Raw genomic sequence first — 5,100 nt, 5'->3', positions numbered from 1 at the left:
ATAAATGATACTAAAATTGAAATTACTACCACAATAATTGAAGTCTGTAATGCTTCTTTTCTTGTTGGGTAATAAATTTTCTTTAATTCTAGCATTGATTCCATTGCAAATTTTAAAAATTTACGTCCTTGATTTGTAACAAGGAAAGCTAAAACTGCTAAAATTATCGCAAAAACCACAGCTAGTAAACGTACTACTGGATTTAAATCAGCGTATAATTGATTTCCTAATGAAACACCTACAACTAAAGCAATAGTGACAATCCATAAAAAGCCATTTACAGCTGTACCTAACTGCTTTACTTCTGCTTTTTGTACTACTGCACTCGAAGCTTTTTTAGGCTTCCCAGGTGTTTTATTATTTACAGCGTTATTACTCATTTAACAACTCAAATTCTATAAAATTACGTACTGAATATTTTTTCAGCACTATATAAAAAAATACCTGCACTATTTTACCACAATTAGCCGTGAAATTTCAATAAAATAAAAAAAGAGAGCATAAAGCTCCCTTTTTTCTAGATCTAAAATCTATAGATTATTTGATGATGTTAGCAACAACACCAGCACCTACTGTACGACCACCTTCACGGATCGCAAAACGTAGACCTTGGTCCATTGCGATTGGGTGAATTAAGCTTACAGTCATTTTGATGTTATCACCTGGCATTACCATTTCAACACCTTCTGGTAATTCGATTGTACCAGTAACGTCTGTTGTACGGAAGAAGAATTGAGGACGGTAACCTTTGAAGAATGGAGTATGACGACCACCTTCTTCTTTCGTTAATACGTAAACTTCTGAATCGAAGTCTGAGTGAGGAGTAATTGTACCTGGTTTAGCTAATACTTGACCACGTTCAATTTCTTCACGTTTAGTACCACGTAATAATGCACCGATGTTCTCACCTGCACGACCTTCGTCAAGAGTTTTACGGAACATTTCTACAGCTGTAACTGTTGTTTTAGTTGTAGGTTTGATACCAACGATTTCAACTTCGTCACCTGATCTTACGATACCACGCTCAACACGACCTGTTACTACTGTACCACGACCTGAAATTGAGAATACGTCTTCGATTGGTAATAAGAATGGTTGATCGATCGCACGTACTGGATCAGGAATGTAGCTATCTAATGTAGAAGCTAATTCTAAAATTTTCTCTTCCCACTCTGCGTCACCTTCTAAAGCTTTTAACGCTGAACCACGGATGATTGGAGTGTCATCACCTGGGAAGTTATATTGATTTAATAGATCACGAACGTCCATGTCTACTAATTCTAATAACTCTTCGTCATCTAACATATCACATTTGTTTAAGAATACGATAATGTAAGGTACACCTACTTGACGAGCTAATAGAATGTGTTCACGAGTTTGTGGCATAGGACCATCTGTTGCTGCTACTACTAGAATAGCACCGTCCATTTGTGCAGCACCTGTGATCATGTTTTTAACATAATCGGCGTGTCCTGGACAGTCAACGTGAGCATAGTGACGGTTAGCTGTATCATATTCAACGTGTGAAGTATTAATTGTAATACCACGTGCTTTTTCTTCTGGTGCGTTATCGATTTGATCGAATGCACGAGCTGAACCACCGAAGTGTTTAGCTAATACGTTTGTAATAGCAGCTGTTAAAGTTGTTTTACCATGGTCAACGTGACCGATTGTACCTACGTTTACGTGCGTTTTATTACGTACGAACTGTGACTTAGCCATTTTAAAATTTCCTATTTAATAAAAAATTAAATTTATAAAAGTTTTATTCTAAATAAGTTTATTATCTAGATTTACGAGCTTCAATAACTGCTTCAGCAACGTTACGTGGAGCTTCGCTATATTTTAAGAATTCCATTGAGTAAGATGCACGACCTTGTGTTTGAGAACGTAAGTCTGTAGCATAACCAAATAGCTCTGATAGAGGAACTTGAGCTTTGATTTTCTTAGCCATAGGGATGTCTTCCATACCTTCAACCATACCACGACGACGGTTTAAGTCACCAATTACATCACCCATGTACTCTTCTGGAGTTTCTACTTCAACTTTCATGATTGGTTCTAATAGAACTGGTTGTGCTTTAGCAAAACCTTCTTTGAACGCCATAGAACCAGCTAATTTGAATGCCATTTCTGATGAGTCAACATCGTGGTAAGAACCATCGTATAATGTAACTTTAACATCAACGATTGGGTAACCAGCTAACACACCATTAGCAACTTGCTCTTGAACTCCTTTATCTACAGCAGGAATGTACTCTTTAGGAACCACACCACCTACGATAGCATTTACGAATTCATAACCTTTATTCTCTTCTAATGGTTCAATACGTAAGTATACGTGACCATATTGACCACGACCACCTGATTGACGAACAAATTTACCTTCTTGTTCTACAGAACCACGAATTGTTTCACGGTAAGATACTTGAGGTTTACCTACGTTAGCTTCAACTTTGAACTCACGACGCATACGGTCAACGATGATATCTAAGTGTAACTCACCCATACCAGCGATGATTGTTTCACCAGACTCTTCATCAGTATAAACGCGGAATGATGGATCTTCTTGAGCTAGACGACCTAAAGCAATACCCATTTTCTCTTGGTCTGATTTAGTTTTAGGTTCAACAGCAACGTTAATTACTGGCTCAGGGAATTCCATACGCTCAAGAATGATTGGTTTTGACATATCACAGATAGTATCACCTGTAACTACATCTTTAAGACCAATTGCAGCTGCGATATCACCTGCACGTACTTCTTTAATTTCTTCACGTTTGTTAGCGTGCATTTGAACGATACGACCGATACGCTCACGTTTTTCTTTCACTGAGTTTAATACAGTGTCACCTGAGTTTACAACACCTGAATAAACACGGAAGAATGTTAAGTTACCAACGAATGGGTCTGTAGCGATTTTGAACGCTAAAGCAGCAAATGGTTCTTCATCTGAAGCGTGACGTAATTCTTCAGCACCGTTTAATGTTTCACCTTTAATAGCTGGAACATCTGTTGGAGCAGGTAAGAACTCAACTACAGCATCAAGCATTGCTTGAACACCTTTGTTTTTGAACGCTGAACCACATGTCATTAAAATGATTTCGTTAGCTAACACACGTTGACGTAAAGCAGCTTTAATTTCTTCTTCAGTTAACTCTTCACCACCTAGGTATTTTTCCATTAACTCTTCAGAAGCTTCAGCAGCAGCTTCGATCATATTGTTGTGCCAGAACTCTGCAGTTTCTTGTAAATCAGCTGGAATATCTTCAAGTACATAAGACATACCTTGATCTTCATCATTCCAGTTAATTGCTTTCATTTTGAATAGGTCAATAACACCTCTGAATTCTTCTTCAGCACCTACTGGGATTTGAATTGGAACTGCGTTACCACCTAAGCGTTGTTTTACTTGATCTACAACGCGGAAGAAATTAGCCCCTGTACGGTCCATTTTGTTAACGAACGCAATACGAGGTACATGGTATTTGTTAGCTTGACGCCATACTGTTTCAGATTGAGGTTGTACACCACCTACTGCACAGTAAACCATTACAGCACCGTCAAGAACACGCATTGAACGTTCAACTTCGATTGTGAAGTCAACGTGTCCTGGAGTATCGATAATGTTGATACGGTGTTTAGGGAATTGCTGGTTCATACCAGACCAGAAACAAGTTGTCGCAGCAGAAGTAATTGTAATACCACGCTCTTGCTCTTGTTCCATCCAGTCCATTGTTGCTGCACCATCGTGAACTTCACCGATTTTGTGACTTACACCAGTGTAGAATAAAATACGTTCTGTAGTAGTTGTTTTACCTGCATCGATGTGAGCACTAATACCTATATTACGGTATAGTTCAATGGGAGTAGTTCTAGCCATTTTATCCTCGACTAAATAAAAAAGATGAAACTGCTTAATAAATAGATTTTAAAAACTTATTATTAAGCAGCAAGGAAAAAGTTAATATTTGCAATACTACCAACGGAAGTGAGCGAATGCTTTGTTCGCTTCTGCCATACGATGTACGTCTTCACGTTTTTTAACTGCTGCACCTTTATTTTCTAATGCATCAATTAATTCATTTGCTAAACGATCAGACATAGTTTTATCATTACGACTTCTAGCAGCATCTTTAATCCAACGCATTGCTAAAGTGTTACGACGAACTGGACGAATTTCCACTGGTACTTGGTAAGTAGAACCACCAACACGACGTGATTTAACTTCAACGGTTGGACGTACTTGTTCTAAAGAAGCTTCGAACGCTTCTAAAGGTGATTTTTGACTGTGTTGAGCTAATTTCTCTAACGCAGTGTAAACGATTTTTTCAGCGATAGATTTTTTACCATCTACCATGATAACATTGATAAATTTTGCTAATAATTCTGAACCAAATTTTGGATCTGGTAGAATTTTACGTTGACCAATTACGCGACGACGTGGCATGGTTTCTTTCTCCGTTTATATTCAGGTTAACCCAAAACTCATTAAAATTAAAACATCTAAAATCTTAATGGAGCTTTGATTGAAATTGTAAAATTGTTTTTTAATTTATGTTTGGCCTTACTACGGATATATATTAAGATTTAGGTCTCTTAACACCGTATTTAGAACGACCTTGTTTACGATCTTTAACTCCAGCACAGTCTAATGCACCACGAACTGTGTGATAACGCACACCTGGTAAGTCTTTAACACGACCACCACGGATTAAAACTACGCTGTGCTCTTGTAAGTTGTGACCTTCACCACCAATGTAAGAAGTCACTTCATAACCATTTGTTAAACGGATACGACAAACTTTACGTTGTGCTGAGTTTGGTTTTTTAGGTTTTGTTGTAGAAACACGAGTACATACACCACGTTTTTGCGGACAAGCTTCTAACGCTGGCACAGTACTTTTAACAACTTTTTTAACGCGTGGTTTACGCACTAATTGGTTGATAGTTGCCATATTTTTATGAGCTCCATTTAGATTAAAAAAATATATTGGATTTAACATCCAAAACAAACTGACGATATTATACACTACTTTTATTTTTATTGCATAACTTTTTCACTATTTTAAGTAAAATATATTATAATTTGAATCTTAC

The 5,100-nt window shown here is 37.3% G+C and carries 5 protein-coding genes; all 5 read right to left on the bottom strand.

Annotation, left to right across the window (positions count from 1 at the left end):
• Positions 1 to 380, bottom strand: a 380-nt coding sequence (gene secE / locus CKF59_RS04380) for a preprotein translocase subunit SecE (protein ID WP_119534759.1), incomplete at its 3' end; no start/stop codon positions are given.
• 157 nt (positions 381 to 537) lie between these two features.
• The gene (gene tuf / locus CKF59_RS04375) at positions 538 to 1,722 is read right to left on the bottom strand and encodes an elongation factor Tu (protein ID WP_119534758.1); all 1,185 of its coding nucleotides are present in this window, start codon (positions 1,720 to 1,722) and stop codon (positions 538 to 540) included.
• 61 nt (positions 1,723 to 1,783) lie between these two features.
• Positions 1,784 to 3,883 (bottom strand): elongation factor G, encoded by a 2,100-nt coding sequence (gene fusA / locus CKF59_RS04370; RefSeq protein ID WP_119534757.1) that lies wholly within the window; start codon positions 3,881 to 3,883, stop codon positions 1,784 to 1,786.
• Between the two features lie 96 nt (positions 3,884 to 3,979).
• A complete protein-coding gene (gene rpsG / locus CKF59_RS04365) occupies positions 3,980 to 4,450 on the bottom strand; it encodes a 30S ribosomal protein S7 (RefSeq protein WP_119534756.1) in 471 nt (156 codons plus the stop codon).
• Between the two features lie 133 nt (positions 4,451 to 4,583).
• Entirely contained in the window at positions 4,584 to 4,958 is a 375-nt protein-coding gene (gene rpsL / locus CKF59_RS04360; protein ID WP_119496747.1) for a 30S ribosomal protein S12, read from the bottom strand.
• Between the last annotated feature and the right edge of the window lie 142 nt (positions 4,959 to 5,100).

The sequence above is a fragment of the Psittacicella gerlachiana genome (assembly GCF_003585965.1).
GTDB lineage: Bacteria > Pseudomonadota > Gammaproteobacteria > Enterobacterales > Psittacicellaceae > Psittacicella > Psittacicella gerlachiana.
Note: the sequence above shows the minus strand (reverse complement) of the source record. Positions and strands in the feature narration are given on the sequence as shown.

Excerpts from the sequence above, each read along its gene's own strand:
- rpsL (WP_119496747.1), bottom strand. The coding sequence starts at position 4,958 with ATGGCAACTATCAACCAATTAGTGCGTAAACCACGCGTTAAAAAAGTT.
- tuf (WP_119534758.1), bottom strand. The coding sequence starts at position 1,722 with ATGGCTAAGTCACAGTTCGTACGTAATAAAACGCACGTAAACGTAGGT.
- fusA (WP_119534757.1), bottom strand. The coding sequence starts at position 3,883 with ATGGCTAGAACTACTCCCATTGAACTATACCGTAATATAGGTATTAGT.
- rpsG (WP_119534756.1), bottom strand. The coding sequence starts at position 4,450 with ATGCCACGTCGTCGCGTAATTGGTCAACGTAAAATTCTACCAGATCCA.